The organism is Kocuria sp. KKT182, from assembly GCF_055635395.1.
The window spans coordinates 401,388-418,698 of sequence record NZ_CM145757.1; the positions used below are offsets into that span (position 1 = coordinate 401,388).

The following is a 17,311-nucleotide window of genomic DNA, read 5'->3' on the forward strand; positions in this document are numbered from 1 at the left end:
ACGACCCCGCCCGGACGGCGAAGGGCATTCCGCCTGCACGCCCGCCGGCCCTCAGCGGCGTCCTGCCTTCTCGGCCGATCCCCGATCCACCCGCACGAACAACCCACCATCCGACCGGTGCCGCACACGGTTCGACCGTGCTTCACGAGGTCATCACCCAAGGAGTTCCCATGTCCCACCATTCTCCGAGCGACAGCCGGGTCGCCCTCCCGCCGTTGACCCAGGGGCCGCACCGGAAGCGGCTCGGACTGATCTCGGTCGTGGCCTGCCTGGGCGGGCTGCTGTTCGGCTACGACACCGGCGTGACCAACGGCGCCGAGGGGCCGATGGCCCAGGACCTGGGGCTGAACCTGCTCCAGCTGGGCGTGGTGATCAGCTCCCTCATCTTCGCCGCCGCCGTCGGCGCCCTGGTCTGGGGTCGGGTCTCGGATGCCTGGGGCCGGCGCCGGACGATCATCCTGCTGGCCGTGCTGTTCTTCCTCGGCACCGCCCTGGTGGTCCTCACCCCCACGCCTGCTGAGGAGGGAACGTTCTCCCTGACCGGGTACACGGTCCTGGTCTGCGGCCGGATCCTGATCGGCCTCGCCGTCGGCGGAGCCTCCACGGTCGTGCCGGTGTACCTGGCCGAGCTCGCCCCCTACGAGATCCGCGGATCGATCACCGGCCGCAACGAACTGGCGATCGTGTTCGGCCAGCTCTCCGCCTTCGTGATGAACGCGATCATCGCCGTCACCCTCGGCGACGTCGTGGAGGGCATCTGGCGGATCATGTTCGCCGTCTCCGCGCTGCCGGCGATCGGATTGTTCATCGGGATGCTGCGCATGCCCGAGTCCCCGCGCTGGCTCACCGAGAAGGGCCGGTACGACGAGGCTCTGGCGGTGCTGGAGACGGTCCGCCCGGCCGATCGCGCGAAGGCCGAGCTGCAGGAGATCGAGCGGATCGCCGCCATCGAGGTCCAGTCGCACCAGATCGGGCTGAAAGCGGTCCTGACGAACAAGTGGTTGCTGCGGATCATCCTGGTCGGTATCGGGGTGTCCATGACCCAGCAGCTGACCGGCATCAACTCCGTCATGTACTACGGCACTCGTATTCTGGAGGAGTCCGGGATGACAGCGCAGCAGGCCGTGCTGGCCAACATCGCCTTCGGTGTCGTGGCGGTGATCGGTGGCATCATCGCCCTGTACAACATGGACCGGCTCGACCGGCGCAAGACCTTCATCATCGGTTTGAGCCTCACCACGACCTGCCACCTGCTGATCGGGATCGCCGGCAATCTGCTTCCCGAGGGCCACCCGGCCCGCCCGATCGTGATCCTCGTCCTCGTGGTCGCCTTCGTGCTCTCGATGCAGACGTTCCTCAACGTCGCCGTCTGGGTGTGGCTGGCGGAGATCTTCCCGCTGCACATGCGGGGACTGGGCATCGGCATCTCGGTGTTCTTCGGCTGGACCATGAACGGTTTCCTGGCCCTGTTCTTCCCCTCCCTCGTTGCCGCGGTCGGGATCTCCGGCACGTTCTTCCTCTTCGCCGGCATCGGCGTGATCGCCCTGATCTTCGTGGCCACCCAGGTCCCCGAGACCCGGGCCCGCTCCCTGGAGGACCTCGAGGAGGACGTCTCCACCGGAGCGATCTACCAGGTCGCCGAGCCCGCCGACGCCCACCAGTCCTGAGCCCCACGGCGTGACCCGCGCGCAGGCCGTGGGGTGGGCGGGTCAGGGCGTGGTGATGGCTGCTGCGACGGCCTTGCCCAGCTCCTCGGTGGTGGACCTGCCGCCCATGTCGGGAGTCAGGGCCTGGGGCCTGCCGGCCAGCACCTCTTCCATGGCGGTGGTAACGGCGGCGGCGGCGTCGGCTTCGCCGAGGTGGTCCAGCATCATGGCGGCGGCCCAGATCTGTCCGACGGGGTTGGCGATGCCCTTGCCGGCGATGTCGGGGGCGGAGCCGTGGACGGGTTCGAAGAGGCTGGGGTGCTTGCGTTCGGGGTTGATGTTGCCGCTGGGGGCGATGCCGATGGTTCCGGTGCAGGCCGGTCCGAGGTCGGAGAGGATGTCGCCGAAGAGGTTGCTGGCCACGACCACGTCGAACCAGTCGGGGTGCATGACGAAGTTCGCGGTGAGGATGTCGATGTGGTACTTGTCCACGTCGATGTCGGGGTAGGCGGCGGCCATGGCTTCCACGCGCTCGTCCCAGTACGGCATGGTGATGGAGATGCCGTTGCTCTTCGTCGCCGAGGTCAGGTGCTTCTTGGGGCGGGTCCGGGCCAGGTCGAAGGCGTACTTGAGGATCCGGTCGACACCGGTGCGGGTCATCACGGTCTCCTGCATCACGGTTTCCCGCTCGGTGCCGTCGAACAGTCTCCCGCCGATGCTGGAGTACTCGCCTTCGGTGTTCTCGCGGACGACATAGAAGTCGACATCTCCGGGTGTGCGGCCGGCCAGCGGGCTGGGGACCCCGGCCAGGAGCTTGACCGGGCGCAGGCTGACGTACTGGTCGAAGTGGCGGCGGAACTGCAGGAGGCTGCCCCACAGCGAGACGTGGTCGGGGACGACCTCGGGCCAGCCGACGGCCCCGAAGAACATGGCGTCGAACTGGTTGAGCTGGTCGAACCACCCGTCGGGCAGCATCTTGCCGTGCTGGGAGTAGTAGGCCGCCGAGGCGAAGTCGAAGTGCTCGAACTCGAGATTCAGCTCGAAGGCGGCGGCGACCGTGTCCAGGACGCGCAGTCCTTCGGGCACGACCTCGGTGCCGATTCCGTCGCCGGGGATGACCGCAATGCGGTGGGTGTTCGACATCAGGATCTGTTCCTTGATCTGTGCTGGTGACGTTGCAGGGTTGACGGTGGGGCTCAGCGGTCCACCGGGTGGGCCGGTTCGCGGCCGGCGAGGACGTCGATGACGGCCTGGGCTGCGGCCAGCCCGGCGCGCGCGCGTGCTTCGACGGTCTGGCCGGCGAGGTGGGAGGTGATGATGACGTTCTCCAGGGCCCGCAGCGGGCTGTCCTGGGGGAGCGGTTCGGTCTCGAGCACGTCCAGGGCGGCGGCGGCGATGCTGCCGTCGCGCAGGGCGGCGGCCAGGGCGTTCTCGTCCACCAAGGAGCCGCGGGCGGTGTTGACCAGCACCGCGGTCGGCTTCATCGCCTGCAACCGCGGCGCGTCGATGAGCCGCCCGGTGGTGCCACCGGCCCGGGTGTGCAGGGACAGGTAGTCGGCGGTACGGATGACGGTGTCGAGGTCGGTGAACTCCAGCGACGGATCATCGGCGTCGGGGTGGGAGGTGCTGACCATGACGGTCATTCCCAGGGCGGCACCGAGCCGGGCGGTGGCCCGGCCGCTGGGCCCGTAGCCGATGATGCCCAGGGTGGCGCCCCGGAGCTCGTGGCCGGCGTCGCGGGGCCACCGGCCGGCCCGGACGGCGGTGGTGACGTCGGCCAGGCGGCGGGCGGCCATGATGATCAGCCCGATGGTCAGCTCGGCCACGGAGTGGTGGTTGGTGCCCGGGGCGTTGCACACCCGGATGCCGGCGGCGGTGGCGGCGGGCACGTCGATGGAGTCGTACCCGACGCCGCTGCGAGCCAGGACCTTCAGACTGTGGGCGTCGGTGAGCATGTCGGCGGTGACCGGTTCGCTGGCCAGGATGGCCCCGTCGATGCCGTCGAACAACACCGCCCGATCGCCGGGCTGTCGGGTTCCGGTGGAGGGGGAGTGCACGGGTTCGTGGCCGTGCCGGCGCAGGAGCCGGTCCACGTCGTCGCCGGGGACGAGGTAGTCGGTGGTGATCAGGATGCGTCCCACGATCGGGTGTCCTCCATGTGTGGTGTGGTGTGTGGTGTCTCAGTCATTCTCGGTGCGGTGCCCTGGGACGGGGAAGCTCGAGCGCGCCGTCCCGGCGACCTCGGCACCCGGGATGCCGGGCGCCGAGGTCACCGGTGACGGGATCACCGGTCGCTTTCCGGGCTGCCCTCGAGTGACGGCTGCACGGGTGCCGGGCCGGAATGGTGGGTCACTGGAAGGCCGCCGGGGTGGACATCAGATCGATGCCCCACAGGGACGGCAGGACGTAGAGCACCGCGGCGACGATGAGCAGGAGCGCGGCGATGTTCAACCAGAAGCCGGTCTTGACCATTTCCATGATCGTCACCTTCCCGGTGCCGAACAGGATCGCGTTCGGGGGTGTGCCCACCGGGAGCATGAAGGCGCAGTTGGCGGCCATGGCGCAGGGCACCATGAGGGCGAAGGGGTGGATGCCCAGAGCGATCGCGAACGCTGCCATGACCGGCAGGATCATGGTGGCGGTGGCCGCGTTCGAGGTGATCTCGGTCATGAACAGCACCAGGGCGGTGGCCAGCAGGATGATGAGGATGACGTCGACCCCGTCGAGGGCGCGCAGCTGCTCTCCGATCCATCCCGACAGGCCGGTCTCGACGAACCCCGCCGCGATGGCCAGGCCTCCGCCGAAGAGCAGGAGGATCCCCCACGGAATCTTCTTCGAGTCCTCCCACTGCATGATGCGCCTCTCGTCGGCACGGCGGGTGGGCAGGGTGAACAGGACCACGGTGGCGATGATCGCGATGATGCCGTCGCTGATGCCCGGGAGCACGTCCTCCCAGATGAAGGAGCGGGTCACCCACAGGAAGGCCACGCCCAGGAAGACCGCGAGCACGGCCTTCTCCTCGTGCGACATCGCGCCCAGTGCCTTCTTCTCACTGCGGATCAGCTCCGCACCGCCGGGAAGGTGCTTGAACCGCACCTTGAACGAGACGTTGGTGAGGAAGAACCAGGTGAAGGCCAGCAGGAGGATGACGATGGGAACCCCGAACATCATCCACTGGCCGAAGGAGATGGTCTCCCCGAACAGTTCCCCGGTCGTCGCGGCGAGAATCGCCAGGGGCGGGGTGCCGATGAGGGTGCCCAGGCCGCCGATGGTCGCCGCGTAGCCGATGCCGAAGACGATGGACTTCTCGAACTTCGGCAGTTCGGCTGCATGCTCCCCGCCGCGCAGCGTGTGGGCCGCCTGGTACACCACGGCCAGGCCGACGGGGATCATCATCATCGTGGCCGCGGTGTTGGAGACCCACATCGACAGGAAGGCGGTGGCGACCATGAAACCGAGCACGATGCGCTTCGGACTCGTGCCGATCGCCGAGACGATCGAGAGGGCGATGCGCTGGTGGAGGTTCCACTTCTCCATCGCGATCGCCAGGGTGAAGCCTCCGATGAACAAGAAGATGATGTCGTTGCCGTAGGCGGACACGACCGCGTCGCCCTCCAGGGCCCCGGTCAATGGCATGAGCACCACGGGCAGCAGGGAGGTCACCGGGATCGGGATCGCCTCGGTGATCCACCAGGTCGCCACCCACAGGGTGACGGCGAGGATCGCCTGCCCTTCCGGGGAGAGCCCTGCCGGGTTGAAGAACAGCATGGCCGCCACGAACAGTGCCGGGCCGAGGATCAGACCGGTGAGGCGTGCGGGCGTGTAGCCAGGCCCTGGGTTTCCGGGGCTCTGCGGCGATCCGGGACCCTTCGTCGCGTCCTGGGCCGGCGCCGGGCTGGTCTTGTCCTCGTCGGCGGCCGTCGGGGTGTGCCCCACCGACTGCCTGATTCTCGACAAGGTCAGGAGACGCTTGGTCTCTCGGTGCGAGGTCCACAGATTTCCCCATAGGGAATTCAAGGCAGATGTTGCCATGGCAGCACTTTCTGGGTTGGTTGACTCAGCAGGGTCGACTGCAGGAACACGGTGCGGATGTCGCATGGGTCGACATCGGTCGCGAACCACTGGAGGGTTGCGGGCGCTCTGCAGGAGGAGAAGAGCTGACGAGCTCGGTCGTGGGACCGGTACCCCTGGGCAGCAGTCACACAGAGGACTTGTTGGTGCGCCATTGATGGGGTGAAGCGATGGTGCCGTGATCGGCAGTTCCCGTCTCCGGGATCAGGCCGGGAACTGCCGATCTCGAGGTGATCAGTGGTGCAGAGCGCTCAGGACCTTGTAGAACTCGGCCTTGCCTTCCAGGCCGATGCCGGGGAGGTCACCGAGGGCCACGCGGCTGTTGACGACGACGGCGTCGTCGGTGAAGCCGCCGGTGGGCTGGAACTCCCCCGGGTAGGACTCGTTGCCGCCCAGCTTCAGGGCCGCGGCGATGTGCAGGGAGAACTGGTGACCGCCGTGGGGGATGCACCGGCGGGAGGACCAGCCGTGCTGGGCGAGCATGTCCAGCACGCGGCGGTACTCGGTCAGCCCGTAGCTCAGTGCGGGGTCGACCTGGATGTAGTCGCGGTCCGGGCGCATGCCGCCGTAGCGGATGAGGTTGCGGGCGTCGTGGACCGAGAACAGGTTCTCGCCGGTGGCGATCGGGTTGGTGTAGTGCTCCGACAGGGCCGCGTTGAGGGCGTAGTCCAGCGGGTCGCCGACCTCCTCGTACCAGAACAGGCCGTACTGGTCGATGGCCTTGCCGTACTCCAGAGCCGTCTGCAGGTCGAACCTGCCGTTGACGTCCACCGCCAGGCGGGACCCGTCACCGCCCAGGCACTCCAGGACCGCCTCGATGCGGGTGAGGTCATCTGCCAGGTCGGTGCCGCCGATCTTCATCTTCACCACGTCGTAGCCGGCGTCGAGGAATCCGCGCATCTCGTGCTGCAGGTCCTGCAGGGTCTTGCCCGGGGCGTAGTAGCCGCCGGCGGCGTAGACGAAGACGTCCTGGTCCGGGTCGCCGTCACCGTAGTGGTCGGAGATCCAGCGGTAGAGCGGGACCCCGGCGATCTTGGCGGCCAGGTCGTGCAGGGCCATGTCCACCACGCCCACGGCGACTGAGCGCTCCCCGTGGCCACCGGGCTTCTCGTTGCTCATCATCAGATCCCAGGCCTTCTCCGGGGAGAGCTCGCCGTGCTCGTCCAGGAGGTCCTCGGTCGGGGCGTTGAGCACGCGCGGGAGCATCCGCTCCTTCAGGATGCCCGTGGCGTTGTACCGGCCGTTGGAGTTGAAGCCGTAGCCGACCAGGGGCTTGCCGTCGACGACCACGTCACTGACCAGCGCGAGAACGGTGCAGTCCATCTTGCTGAAGTCGATGTACGCGTTGCGCATCGAGGAGCTGATCGGAATGGTGTCGACGTGGGCGGAGACGATTCTCATGGTCCTCTTCCTGACGGTAGATATCTTATAAGACGCTTATAAGATGTGCAGGACACTACACTGGGCGTGATGCAGGGCACAACCCCTGTGGAGAAGAACCCGGGAGCGATGCGGCCATGAGCACTACGAAGGTTTCCTCGAGCAAGGGGGCGATCGCCTACACCGAGCTGCGCCGCCGGATCCTCTCCGGCGATCTGGCTCCGGGGTCACGCCTGTCGCAGTACGACCTGGCCGAGGAGATGGGCATGAGCATCACGCCCCTGCGCGAGGCGGTGCGGCAGCTGGCCAGCGAGGACTGGGTGGAGGTGGACACCCACCGCGACGTGAGGGTGGCGCCGATGAGCGCCTCCGAAGCGCGCCAGCTCCTGGAGGTCCGTCTCTCCCTGGAGCCCTCCGCCACCGAGCTGGCCGCCCTCCGGCGCACCGACCAGGAGGTCGCCGTGATGCGGGCCGCGGCCGAGAAGCTCCTGCCCGTCACCCGCACCTGGGGTGAGGACGCCGTGACCGCCCACCGGGCGTTCCACCGGGCGATCTACCTCGCCTCGCACAACACCGTGATGATCCGGCTGCTGGACGATCTGTGGGACAAGTCCGACCGGTACCGGCGGATCGGACTGGAGCTCCCCGCCGGCGACGAGCCGCGCACCATCGACCTCAACCAGCACCACCGGCTCCTCGAGCTGGTGATCGCTGGAGATGGGCCTGCCGCTGCCGACCTGGCCCGCGCTCACATCCTCAACAGCCTCACGGCCTCTGTCACCGGCGCGCTGGAAGCCCGCGAGAGCGGCCCGCTCCAGCTGTCGTACCGCTCCTACGCCGGCTGACCCCTCAGCGGAAGGCCGCAGACGGCACGGGAGTGCCCCGGCGAAGCAGTCGTGCATCGTCCGGAAGGATGCCGACGGACCGCCGGTTCCTCGATGGACGACGAGGAGGACGTCCTGCTTCCGCGGCCGCAGGCGGTCCTGAGCCGGACCCGGCTGCGGGCACTCGGGCCGGCCTGGGAGGTGGTGCGGCGCACCGCACCCACGCACGCCCACCCGGTGGGGGCTCGGCGGCCGCCGGGCAACGTGCTGGCGGCCGTTCCGCTGTCGGTGCTCGACCGGGCCCGGGACCTCGTGGACGGTTCCCGCGGTTGCCTCCCGTGGACTGCCCGGGGCACTGTCGTGCGGCATCGTCGCGAGGTGCCGTGGGGATCGGGGAGCCGATTCCCGCATGATGCCTGGTCCGCCTGAGGGAACTGTGGTTAGGGTGAGGTGTGGTCGAGCAGCTGGCCCGCAGTGTGCCGCTGTCGATGGAGGAAGCTCCTGTGGACCACACCGTGCTCGTGCCGGCCGAGGCCGCCCGCCGCGATGAACCCTCTGCCGAGGCGACTCCGGGCCGCCTCCGCAGGACCGCTCCCATGTCCGGCCTCTTGGCCGATGCCCGGTATGTCCTGTCGCTGAAGTGGTCCGACGGCACCGGCCTGGACGAACTCGCCCACTACCTGGCCGAGGTCGTCACGTGGATGCCCGTCACCGTCGTCGACGGTTCCGCCGAGAAGCTCTTCGCAGCCCATCGCACGGCGCTGCCGGAGACGGTCGAGCACGTGCGCCCCGATCGGTGGCAGGGGGCCAACGGCAAGGTGGCGGGGGTGATGACCGGTGTCCGCCGGGCGGCCGAGGAACGGATCGTGGTGGCCGACGACGACGTGCGCCACACCCGGGGCACCCTGGAGCGCATCGTGGGGCTGCTGGGGGAGGCCGAGGTGGTCCGCCCGCAGAACTACTATCTGCAACTTCCCTGGCAGGCCCGCTGGGACACCGGACGGATCCTGCTCAACCGGGCTCTGGGCGGGGACTGGCCCGGCACCCTGGGCGTGCGCCGGTCGGCCCTGCTGGACGCGGGAGGCTACGACGGCTACGTCCTGTTCGAGAACCTCGAGCTCGTGCGCACCGTGCGGGCGGCCGGTGGGAGAGAGATCGTGGCCCTGGACGTGCTGGTGGGGAGGATGCCGCCCACCGTGTCCCACTTCCTCGGCCAGCGCGTCCGTCAGGCCTACGACGACTTCGCCCAACCCGCCCGTCTGCTCGCCGAGCTGTCGCTGCTGCCCCTGCTGGGCTGGGCGGTGCGGCGACCGGGGCGGTGCGCGGCCGGAGCCCTGGCCGTGTGCGGGGTGGCCGAGTTCGGCCGACGCCGGCACGGGGGAGCAGCGGTCTACCCGGGGGGCACGGTGCTGTGGGTTCCGCTGTGGGTGCTGGAGCGGTCGGTGTGCGTGTGGGCGGCCGTGGTCGTCCGGGCGCGCGGCGGGGTGTCCTACGCGGGGTCCCGGCTGCGCACCGCCGGGCACTCCCGAGCCGCCCTGCGCCGGCGCCTGCGCGGCCCGAGCAAGGACTGGCTGCTGGTCGACGCCGGCACCGGACGGGTGAGGGGGCGGCGGTGAGCGTGGGGACGGGGCCGGCGGGTGCGGGTCCGGTCGTCGAGATCGCCGAGGACGACCTGTACGGGCTGATCGCGACCCTGACCCACAACGACTGGCAGCCCTCGGGCGGGAGCCTGCGGATCAACGTGGTCTACCGCGGCCACGCGGTGGCCGACCGGGACCTGGACACCAGTCTCTTCCGGCTCCGGGGCACCTCGAGCGAGCAGATCGAGCCCCGCATCCTGCGGAACTTCCGCAAGTACGCCGCCCGGGACACCTCCCCGGGGGACTCCGACTGGAACTGGCTGTCCGTCGCCCAGCACCACGGGCTGCCCACGAGACTGCTGGACCGGTCGAACTCGCCCTACGTGGCCCTGCACTTCGCCACCGCGGACCCGCGCTGCTACGACCTCCCCCGGAGCGGTGTGGTGCGTGGACTACTCGGCGGTGCACGATCTGCTGCCGGCACCGCTGCGCGAGGAGATCACCGCGCACGCGGCGGGCCTGTTCACCACCGACATGCTGGGGCGGGTCGCGTACAGCATGGCCGACTTCGACCGGTTCCGGGACCAGCACGGGCGGGCGGTGCCGCTGTTCTTCGAACCTCCGTCGCTGGACGAGCGGATCGTGAACCAGGCCGCGGTGTTCTCCGCCATGTCCGCGGCCACGGCGTCCTTGCACGAATGGCTGGGCGAGCACCCCGAGCTCTGCCGGAAGGTCGTCATCCCGGCGGGTCTGAAGTGGCGGATCCGCGACCACCTCGACCAGGCGAACATGACCGAGCGCGTCCTCTTCCCCGGCCTCGACGGACTGTCCCGCTGGCTGACCCGCTACTACGGGCCGCGCCGGGAGCAGGGCGCCCGGGCGGAGCCGGCCTCACCGGCGATGGGCGACGAGCCGGAGCCGCTCCCGGGCTCAGCCCCGGCCGGCTGAGAGTGGACTTCTCGACCGGGCCCTGGGGTGGGGTCCCGTCGCCGGACCGGTGAGAAGCGGCTCCCCGCCCGTGGTGGGGAGCCGCTTCTCGTTGTTCCGTGGGAGCGAACGGTGTCCGTCGGTGGGCCTCAGGTGCGGGCTCAGCCGGCGGCTATTCCTTCTTGAGCTTGTCCTGGATGCTGCCGGCGGCCTTCTCGACCCGGTTGGGGACCTCGGTGGTGCCGTAGAACCGGGCGTCGGGGTGGGTGGGGGGCGGCATCGGCACCCCCGCCATGGGCTGGTCCTGGTAGCCGAACTGCCCGTTGCCGTCCGGCGTCGGCCCGGAGGCCCAGGACCCCTCCGCGGCGGCCGCGCCGTCGGAGAAGTTGTAGTAGTCGTAGGAGAACTCGGTGGCCTCCTTGGCCTGCGGGAAGTTCGAGGGCACCGGCATCTGCTCCAGCCCGTCGGCCTGCAGCTCCTTGACCGCGGCCATCCACTGGTTCTGATGCATGGTGTCCCGCGCCAGCAGGAACGAGAGCATGTCCCGGATCCCCTTGTCGTCGGTCATGTGGTAGAGCCGGGCGACCTGGGTGCGGCCCTGCATCTCGGCGTTGACGTTGGCGGTCATGTCCGCCAGCAGGTTCCCCGAGGCGGTGACGTAGGACCCGGACCACGGGTTGCCCATCGAGTCCACCGGCCGTGCCCCGGCCCCGGCCACGATCGCGTGCTGCAGGTCGGTGCCGCCGATCACCGCCGCAACCGCCGGGTCGCCCTGCACGGCGTCCTCGGTGATGCCCAGCGGGGCCTTCTCCAACAGCTGGGCGACCATCGTGGCGAGCATCTCGATGTGACCGAACTCCTCGGCGGCGGTGCCGAAGAGCAGGTCCCGGTACTTGCCCGGGATGTGGGCGTTCCAGGCCTGGAAGCTGTACTGCATGGCCACGGTGATCTCCCCGTACTGCCCGCCGATCACCTCCTGGAGCTTGCGCGCGTAGACCGCGTCCGGGGCCTCGGGGGTGGACTTGTACTGGAGCTTCTGCTGGTGCAAGAACATGCTGACCTCCGTCATCGGCTGCTGCGGCCGGCGGTGGCGCGGCACACCGCGCCCGTGATTCCCGGCTCTGATCTCCACGCTAGTGATCCGGCCCCCGAAAGGGAAGCCTGCTTATTGAATGGAGGGGGGTACCAGATGAGCTGAGGCCGGGCACCCTGGGTGGTTCCGCCCCAGGGTCTGGGGGCGGTGCGAGGTGGGAGTGGGGCAGGCCCGTGGGCGGGCAATCCGTTGGGGGTCAGCAGTTCGACCGGGCTGAGGGGTCTCGGGGCCCCGGGTCGTCCCTGCTGGTCGTCGTGCCCGGCCTGCGGCGCGGGACGGAGCACGACAACTCCGTCACGAGCATCTAAAGTGGACAGTGTGCTGATCATCGGGGCAGCCCGGTGAGCAGCGCGTGCACCGTCCGGACCACTCGACCACGGAAGGATCACGCCATGAGCCAGCCAGAGCAGCAGCAGGAGGTCCCCGGCGTCCAGGCCGCGATGACCCCCGTCCCGGACTGCGGCGAGCACAGCTACCGCGGCTCCGGCAAGCTCGCGGGCAAGGCGGCCATCATCACCGGCGGGGACAGCGGCATCGGCCGTGCCGCCGCGATCGCCTACGCCCGCGAGGGCGCCGACGTCCTGATCGCCTACCTCGAGGAGGACGACGACGCCCAGGACACCGCCCGCTGGATCGAGGAGGCCGGACGTCGCGCCGTCCTGGTCCGCGGAGACCTCTCGGACCCGGCCCACTGCCGGGCTGTCGTCGACAGGGCCGTGCAGGAGTTCGGCCGGATCGACGTGCTGGTCTCCAATGCCGCCTACCAGATGAGCCGCGACAGCCTCGACGAGATCAGCGACGAGGAGTGGGACTACACGTTCCGGCTCAACATCGGCGCCATGTTCCACCTCACCAAGGCCGCCGTGCCCCACATGCCTCCGGGCTCGGCGATCATCGGCAGCTCCTCGGTGCAGTCCGACCAGCCGTCCCCGCAGCTGGCGCCCTACGCGGCCACCAAGGCGGCGGTCGCGAACTTCTCCGCCGGGCTCGCGCAGATGCTGGGCGAGAAGGGCATCCGGGTCAACAGCGTGGCCCCGGGCCCGATCTGGACGCCGCTGATCCCGGCGACCATGCCCGCGGAGAAGGTGGGAGCCTTCGGCGACGACGTACCCCTGGGCCGTGCCGGCCAGCCCGCCGAGCTCGCGCCCGTCTACGTCCTGCTGGCCTCGGACGACGGCAGCTACATCTCCGGCTCGCGGGTCGCCATCACCGGCGGCAAGCCGATCCTCTGAGCCCGGGGCCACCGCGGAGCGGACAGCCGTGCCGACGGGATCCACCGGGACCTCGCCCACGACCGAACGGCACACGGGGGTGGGCCCGCCGGCCGGGAACCGGAATCCGCAACGCGGGGCATCCGAACGGGCTCCGGCTCCGAAGTCGACGGACGTCGTGTCGGGGAGCCGCCCCGAGGGGTGGGCCGGATGTCGTGCCCGGCGGGAGAACTCTTCGCCAGCACCGAACCGACCCGACCCGCCCGGGGTCGCTACTGCTCGTTGTCCGGACGAGGGGCGCGCTCGCGCTCCTCCACCGCGGAGCGCACCTCCGGGTCGTCGGCGTCGTCGACCCAGGGCTCGGTCTGGCGGTGCTCCTCCACGTGGTCGGGTTGGATGCCGGCCACCTCGTGCTTCATCTGGTCGTCCAGTTCCGCGCTGTGCTTGGTGTTGCCTCGCTCGGCCCTGTCGATCTCCTTGCAGGGATGGGACGGCATACTTCGGTGGGACGGCCCGTCAGGCGTTCCCGTCCTCCTCGAGCAGACCCCGCTGGGCGCGGTCGGCCGCTTCGGAGGCGTCTTCCGGCAGCGGGCCGGTGGCCGGTGGGACCTGCCCGGGCGCGTAGTCGGACAGCCCGGCGGCCACCCGCTCCTGTTCGGTGGCTGCGGCCAGTGCCTCGTCGTCGAGATGCTCGGGCATCCCGGCGTGGCCCTGGTGGATGGGGTCGGGCAGGGCGTCGCCCTCGGGCTCGATGACGTCGTCGAGGTCCGGGGCGTCGTCGTTGGGCGGGGTGGTCATGGAGCACCTCCTGTGCTGAGCCGTGCCTCCCACCCTAGTGACCTGACTCACGGAGCGGAACCACCCTGGGACCTGGGAGAGGAGCCTGTGGAGGTCCCGCACGTGCTCCTCCCGGGCTGCGTTGAGCAGTCGATCGTAGGCTGTTCGTGCGCATCGCCTGCGTGTTCCAGGCCGCAGGCGCCGATGCGTTCCCCGACATGAGGACAGCTTGATGACTGACGTCGCTCCGGACCGACCGGCGATGCTGCACCCCGTACCAGCCCAGCGTTCGATCGTCGTGATTCCGAGGGTGCACGACGGCTCCGGCGCCCGGACCCGCTACGGTCTGGTCCAGCCCGAACTGGACCCGGGCGGGCAGACGCTGATCTTCCCGCAGGGCCCGGTGGTCGACCCCGACGAACTGCGCGCCGGGGCCGCGCTGCTGCTCGAGGAGGAGTTCGGGCAGGGCATGTCCGCGGCGGTGATCGCTCCGCTGGGGATCCTCTACGCCGATCCGCGCAAGGAGGAGCGGATCGACGTGCTGCTCGCAGTGGCACGCCGGGCCGATGCCGAGTACGGCGAGGCACTGGAGCCGGCCGGCATCCCCGGGGTGGAGTGGGCCGATGAACAGCAGCTGCTCCAGCACCTGTGCTCCGGGCGGATCACGGACACCACCACCGCCTCAGCCCTGGCACTGCTGCAGGCCTGTGGCGAGTTCACCGGCTGACCGGCCCACCGACCCCGAGCCGCTCCCATGCGGCCAGGGCGCAGCCGGTCCGCCGCCGCAGCAGGTGCACGGACAGCGCCCCGAATCCCGTCCCGGCCCGCGGCGCGTTCGTCGTCCATCGGCCATGCCGGGGCCGCACGCGACGGCAGCGGCCCGTCGGTCCCCCGCTCCCGCAGCGGGACACCACCGTCCTCGACGGTTCTGCGGGTGCGTCCGTTCGACGGTGTCCCTCGTCCGCGGCATCCCGACCGGTGAGGCCTATAGTGTGCAATGGAAAACTTTGGATGACCGTGGAAGGGTCCCCGTGCGGAACAGTGTGTGCTCATCCCTGACAGCCGTCTGCGTCGTGGTGCTTCTGGCAGGGTGCGCCATCGGGGACGCGGGGAAACCGGGGGAGACCGCCACGCCGTCCACGACCGCGTCCTCGGCCGGCAGGGCGGAGACCGGGTCGGGGTCTGTGGAGCACGGGCTGGCCGCGGTGTCCTTCGAGGACGCCCCGCGGGAACTCACCGCCCTGGAGCGGTCCCTGCTCGTCGAACCCGGACCGCACGCCGAGGACGGGACCGACGATGAGGTGCTGGCCGCCGCCCGCGAGCGTGATCCGCGCACCGCCGGGGAGTGGAGCGCGGCGATCCTCGCGCAGATCCACGGCGACTACGCCGAGGACGTCAAGACGGTGGTGCGCTTCGACCCGGGCACCGGGGAGCGCGGCGCGGAGCCCACCGACGCCGTGACCGGACCGGTGGGCGACCGGAGCGTGGGCACGAACCACTTCGCGCTCGTCCTGGACGCCAGTGACTCGATGGCCGGGGACTCCGGCGACGGCTTGCGGATGGACGCGGCGCGCACGGCGCTGACCGGGTTCGTCGAGGAGCTGCCGGAGGGCAGCACGGTGAGCCTGCGGCTCTACGGGAACGCGGGGGACACTTCTGCGCCGGGGAAGAAGGAGTCGTGCACGACCACCGAGGTCGCCTACTCAGGTGACGCCGACGCCGCGGAGCTCGCGGACGTCCTCGCCGGAGTGCGGCCCACCGGCTACACCCCACTGGCCCGGGCCATCGAGGAGGCCGCCGCCGACTTTCCCGACGACGCGACCGACGGCATCGTCTACGTGGTGACCGACGGCGTGGAGACCTGCGGCGGCGACCCCGTGGCGGCTGCCGAGCGGCTGAGCGGGTCCGGTGTCGAGCCGGTGATCAACGTCATCGGCTTCCAGGCCGGTGACACCGACCAGCGGGCACTGGCCGACATCGCCGCCGCCGGGGGCGGCGAGTACACCCGCGCCGGCTCCCGGGCGGAGCTCGAGACCTACTGGCGGGAGCAGAACACGGCGATGGCCCGGGCCTGGAACGAGTGGCGCAACACCGAGCTGCGGGAGATCAACGAGGCGGGCAACGCCAACAAGCGGCTCGCCAATGAGGTCGGCAACCGCATCAAGCGGACCGCCAACGAGGAGGCCAACCAGGGCAAGCGCGTGGCCAACCTGCTCGGCGCCGACGTGGACGAACAGGTGCGCCGCGAGGTCTGGGACTTCTTCGACGAGCGGGGCGCGACGGTCTGGGACTGGGGCGACCGGACCCACCAGGCCAACTGGGGCGCCGCCGACGACCGGCACCAGCAGGACTGGCGGGCCGTCTACGACCGCGGTGAGGCCAAGTGGAGCGAGTACTACGAGCGCCTGCAGAAGGACTGACCCGCCGCGCGGACGGGTCCGGCCGGAGCCGGCCGCGACGGCGTGGGGCGAGAGCGCCGGAGGCGGCCCGGAGCGGCGACGGGCTCAGCTTGCGCCGAGGGCCGCGCACGCGGCCTCGATGGACTCCGGGGACAGGACGTGGTCGATGGCCAGCACCGCCGCCCCCATGACGCCGGCGCGCTCGCCGGCGACCGAGGGCGCCACACTCAGGTGCTCCGTGGCCAGGGGCAGGGACCGCCGGTAGACGACCTCCCGGATGCCGGCCAGCAGGTGCTCCCCGGCCTGGGCGAGGCTGCCGCCGATCACGATCACGGACGGGTTGATGAGGTTCACGCAGGTGGCCAGGACGTCGCCGATGTCCCGCCCCGCCTGGCGGATCGCCTGCACGGCCAGCGGGTCCCCGGAGCGGACGAGGTCGATCACGTCCTGGCTGGTGGACAGCGTGCCGGCGGTCTGCTCGTTGAGCGTCCGCACGAGGGCGGGAGCGCCGGCGAGCGCCTCGAGGCAGCCGGTGTTGCCGCAGCGGCAGAGCAGCTCGTCGCCGCGCGGCACCCGGACGTGGCCGAGGTCCCCCGCGGTGCCCTGGGCGCCGCGCTGGAGCGCGCCGCCGGAGATGATCCCCGCACCGATGCCCGTGGCCACCTTGACGAACATCAGCTCGGTGGTTGCGGGCCAGAAGAGGCTGCGCTCGCCCAGGGCCATGATGTTGACGTCGTTGTCCACCAGCACGGGCACGTCGTAGTGGGCCCGCACGAGGGCCGGGACGTCGACACGGTCCCACCCCGGCATGATGGGCGGGTTGATCGGCCGGCCCGTCTCGTGCTCCACGGGACCGGGCAGCCCGATGCCGATGGCGGCGAGGTCCGCGGCCGGGCGGTCCGCGCGCTCGAGCAGCGCTGTCACCGTGCGCACGAGCCAGCCCAGGACCGCGTCGGGGCCCTCGCCGATCGCGAGCGCCTGGCGCTCCTCGGCGAGCTCCCGGCCGGAGAGGTCCGCGAGGATCGCCCGGGCGTGCGTCGCCCCGACGTCCGCGCCGACCACCACCCGGGCGCCCGGGTTGAGGGCGAAGAGCGAGGGCGGGCGCCCCCCGGTGGAGGCGGCCCCGCCGTAGGGTGCGACGAGCCCCAGGGTCATGAGGGTGTCCACGCGGGACGCCACGGTGGAGCGGGCCAGCCCGGTCAGCTGGGCGAGCTCCGCCCGGGTCCTCGGGCGGCCGTCGCGCAGCAGCTGGAAGACTTCGCTCGCCCCCGGGGCGGGCGAGTCCAAGGAGCGCGGCGACGGCGCCGACGGAGGAGTCTGCAGCACTTTTTCAGTAGAGCATGCCCCCTTAGGGGGGTCAAGCACGTCACAAACGCACAGTGATGGAACAACTTTTGCAGGAC

At 70.4% G+C, this 17,311-nt stretch carries 15 protein-coding genes and 1 pseudogene; 8 read left to right on the forward strand and 8 right to left on the reverse strand.

The features are described from left to right. The first annotated feature begins 170 nt into the window (after positions 1-170). On the forward strand, positions 171-1,667 hold the full coding sequence (locus tag ACZ2G1_RS01755) for a sugar porter family MFS transporter (protein WP_470377383.1): 1,497 nt from the start codon (positions 171-173) through the stop codon (positions 1,665-1,667). Between the two features lie 42 nt (positions 1,668-1,709). Here the strand turns inward: ACZ2G1_RS01755 and ACZ2G1_RS01760 are convergent, their stop codons facing one another. From ACZ2G1_RS01760 to ACZ2G1_RS01775, 4 genes are all read right to left on the reverse strand, one after another. Further along, positions 1,710-2,789, reverse strand: a complete 1,080-nt coding sequence (locus ACZ2G1_RS01760; protein ID WP_470377384.1) for a tartrate dehydrogenase — start codon at positions 2,787-2,789, stop codon at positions 1,710-1,712. Positions 2,790-2,842: 53 nt separating this feature from the next. Then, complete coding sequence (locus ACZ2G1_RS01765; protein ID WP_470377385.1) at positions 2,843-3,787, reverse strand: phosphoglycerate dehydrogenase; 945 nt, start codon at positions 3,785-3,787, stop codon at positions 2,843-2,845. 208 nt (positions 3,788-3,995) lie between these two features. Further along, positions 3,996-5,603 (reverse strand): SLC13 family permease, encoded by a 1,608-nt coding sequence (locus ACZ2G1_RS01770; RefSeq protein WP_470377386.1) that lies wholly within the window; start codon positions 5,601-5,603, stop codon positions 3,996-3,998. Positions 5,604-5,951: 348 nt separating this feature from the next. After that, positions 5,952-7,118 (reverse strand): mandelate racemase/muconate lactonizing enzyme family protein, encoded by a 1,167-nt coding sequence (locus ACZ2G1_RS01775; RefSeq protein ID WP_470377387.1) that lies wholly within the window; start codon positions 7,116-7,118, stop codon positions 5,952-5,954. A gap of 116 nt (positions 7,119-7,234) precedes the next feature. Between ACZ2G1_RS01775 and ACZ2G1_RS01780 the strand changes: the two genes are divergently transcribed. The 4 genes and pseudogenes from ACZ2G1_RS01780 (at position 7,235) to ACZ2G1_RS01795 (ending at position 10,449) form a co-directional block, all read left to right on the forward strand. Continuing rightward, the gene (locus ACZ2G1_RS01780) at positions 7,235-7,942 is read left to right on the forward strand and encodes a GntR family transcriptional regulator (protein WP_109243938.1); all 708 of its coding nucleotides are present in this window, start codon (positions 7,235-7,237) and stop codon (positions 7,940-7,942) included. A 575-nt stretch (positions 7,943-8,517) separates the two neighbouring features. Further along, positions 8,518-9,537 carry a glycosyltransferase family 2 protein gene (locus ACZ2G1_RS01785; protein WP_272026889.1) on the forward strand — a complete coding sequence of 340 codons (1,020 nt, stop codon included), beginning with the start codon at positions 8,518-8,520 and terminating at the stop codon, positions 9,535-9,537. Positions 9,538-9,683: 146 nt separating this feature from the next. Then, a pseudogene (locus ACZ2G1_RS01790) lies at positions 9,684-9,857 on the forward strand (FRG domain-containing protein); the annotation flags it as partial. Positions 9,858-9,948: 91 nt separating this feature from the next. Further along, positions 9,949-10,449 (forward strand): hypothetical protein, encoded by a 501-nt coding sequence (locus ACZ2G1_RS01795; RefSeq protein WP_272026888.1) that lies wholly within the window; start codon positions 9,949-9,951, stop codon positions 10,447-10,449. Between the two features lie 151 nt (positions 10,450-10,600). Here ACZ2G1_RS01795 and ACZ2G1_RS01800 read toward each other — a convergent pair whose 3' ends face one another. Next, positions 10,601-11,482 (reverse strand): manganese catalase, encoded by an 882-nt coding sequence (locus ACZ2G1_RS01800; protein WP_470377388.1) that lies wholly within the window; start codon positions 11,480-11,482, stop codon positions 10,601-10,603. Between the two features lie 431 nt (positions 11,483-11,913). On the opposite strand from ACZ2G1_RS01800, the gene ACZ2G1_RS01805 reads away from it, so the two are divergent. Continuing rightward, positions 11,914-12,753, forward strand: coding sequence for an SDR family oxidoreductase (locus ACZ2G1_RS01805; RefSeq protein ID WP_470377389.1), 840 nt, complete (start codon positions 11,914-11,916; stop codon positions 12,751-12,753). Between the two features lie 251 nt (positions 12,754-13,004). Here ACZ2G1_RS01805 and ACZ2G1_RS01810 read toward each other — a convergent pair whose 3' ends face one another. Both ACZ2G1_RS01810 and ACZ2G1_RS01815 read right to left on the reverse strand, forming a co-directional pair. Next, positions 13,005-13,229, reverse strand: coding sequence for a hypothetical protein (locus ACZ2G1_RS01810; protein ID WP_470377390.1), 225 nt, complete (start codon positions 13,227-13,229; stop codon positions 13,005-13,007). A 19-nt stretch (positions 13,230-13,248) separates the two neighbouring features. After that, on the reverse strand, positions 13,249-13,530 hold the full coding sequence (locus ACZ2G1_RS01815) for a hypothetical protein (protein WP_470377391.1): 282 nt from the start codon (positions 13,528-13,530) through the stop codon (positions 13,249-13,251). Positions 13,531-13,741: 211 nt separating this feature from the next. Here ACZ2G1_RS01815 and ACZ2G1_RS01820 point away from each other — a divergent pair, with 211 nt between their 5' ends. Then, entirely contained in the window at positions 13,742-14,236 is a 495-nt protein-coding gene (locus ACZ2G1_RS01820; protein WP_426119192.1) for an NUDIX hydrolase, read from the forward strand. A gap of 346 nt (positions 14,237-14,582) precedes the next feature. Beyond that, complete coding sequence (locus tag ACZ2G1_RS01825; RefSeq protein WP_470377392.1) at positions 14,583-15,929, forward strand: vWA domain-containing protein; 1,347 nt, start codon at positions 14,583-14,585, stop codon at positions 15,927-15,929. An 84-nt stretch (positions 15,930-16,013) separates the two neighbouring features. On the opposite strand, the gene ACZ2G1_RS01830 is transcribed toward ACZ2G1_RS01825, so the two are convergent. Then, positions 16,014-17,234: an ROK family transcriptional regulator gene (locus ACZ2G1_RS01830; RefSeq protein ID WP_470377393.1), complete on the reverse strand. Its 1,221-nt coding sequence runs from the start codon at positions 17,232-17,234 to the stop codon at positions 16,014-16,016. Positions 17,235-17,311: the final 77 nt, after the last annotated feature.

Excerpts from the sequence above, each read along its gene's own strand:
- ACZ2G1_RS01755 (WP_470377383.1), top strand. The coding sequence starts at position 171 with ATGTCCCACCATTCTCCGAGCGACAGCCGGGTCGCCCTCCCGCCGTTG.
- ACZ2G1_RS01760 (WP_470377384.1), bottom strand. The coding sequence starts at position 2,789 with ATGTCGAACACCCACCGCATTGCGGTCATCCCCGGCGACGGAATCGGC.
- ACZ2G1_RS01775 (WP_470377387.1), bottom strand. The coding sequence starts at position 7,118 with ATGAGAATCGTCTCCGCCCACGTCGACACCATTCCGATCAGCTCCTCG.
- ACZ2G1_RS01780 (WP_109243938.1), top strand. The coding sequence starts at position 7,235 with ATGAGCACTACGAAGGTTTCCTCGAGCAAGGGGGCGATCGCCTACACC.
- ACZ2G1_RS01785 (WP_272026889.1), top strand. The coding sequence starts at position 8,518 with ATGTCCGGCCTCTTGGCCGATGCCCGGTATGTCCTGTCGCTGAAGTGG.
- ACZ2G1_RS01800 (WP_470377388.1), bottom strand. The coding sequence starts at position 11,482 with ATGTTCTTGCACCAGCAGAAGCTCCAGTACAAGTCCACCCCCGAGGCC.
- ACZ2G1_RS01805 (WP_470377389.1), top strand. The coding sequence starts at position 11,914 with ATGAGCCAGCCAGAGCAGCAGCAGGAGGTCCCCGGCGTCCAGGCCGCG.
- ACZ2G1_RS01810 (WP_470377390.1), bottom strand. The coding sequence starts at position 13,229 with ATGCCGTCCCATCCCTGCAAGGAGATCGACAGGGCCGAGCGAGGCAAC.
- ACZ2G1_RS01815 (WP_470377391.1), bottom strand. The coding sequence starts at position 13,530 with ATGACCACCCCGCCCAACGACGACGCCCCGGACCTCGACGACGTCATC.
- ACZ2G1_RS01820 (WP_426119192.1), top strand. The coding sequence starts at position 13,742 with ATGACTGACGTCGCTCCGGACCGACCGGCGATGCTGCACCCCGTACCA.